1 pseudogene is annotated in these 801 nt (G+C 39.5%); it reads right to left on the bottom strand.

The window, feature by feature from the left end:
• A pseudogene (locus tag ACFIL8_RS11500) lies at positions 1-632 on the bottom strand (hypothetical protein); the annotation flags it as partial.
• Positions 633-801: the final 169 nt, after the last annotated feature.

Below are 801 nucleotides of genomic sequence, written 5' to 3'. Positions count from 1 at the left end.
TTAACCTGTCCTCTTTTTTCTCTTTCCATATCACCACGACGAAGATTCATAGCTGCATTCGCTAAACTTTGTGCTATCGTCCCATCTGATAATGCATAACCAATCCCATAATCTGATAATCTTTGTAAAAACTCAGGACTACGCAAGTAATCCCAAAAACTCTGTTGAGAACCAGTATCTTGGTGAGGAACAGTACTCTGTTGTGGCTGTACAGACTTCTGTGGTTCTACAGATGAAATAGGCTCTGGTAATTGAGACGGCTTTGGTTTCAATGATGCCAAATCTGAAGTTTCAATTGCATTAGGCAAAGGTTCCATACCTAAAGGATTTGGTTGTGAACCAAAGGTCGCTACTGGTAAAGAAGGGACTGAAGACGGTACATACGGTTTTCTGCCTGCCGATCTTAAAGACGAACTTACATCTGGTAAAGGTGAAGTATTTTTAGCTAAACCTAAAGGATTTGATTGTGAACCAAAAGTTGCTATAGGGGAAGAAGGGGTTAAATAAGGTAAATTATTTGCCTGTTGTTTGGCGTCTTCTAGATCGTTGAAACGTATACGTGGTACATATTGGCTCATTACATGCATAGACTTAAGAAGTCTTGATAACATGTTATCGTTACTATTTTGCATAACTACCTCACTTTTTTCCTGCAAAATTAGCAATACTAGCTAAAATCCCTATAGCGTTCTTCCAAGGGTCGTTACCATGCATCTTAGATTCTGACACATTATTCGTTGTCGTGCCGTAATTCCTTGCAAAGCCATGACCGGCGTTCATAAGCATATTCAACCTATTCCA

Origin of the sequence: Bartonella sp. AP57NXGY (genome assembly GCF_042195805.1) — a bacterium.
Taxonomy (GTDB): domain Bacteria; phylum Pseudomonadota; class Alphaproteobacteria; order Rhizobiales; family Rhizobiaceae; genus Bartonella.
The sequence above is the reverse complement of the archived record's forward strand: the minus strand, read 5'-3'. Positions and strand labels throughout refer to the sequence as shown.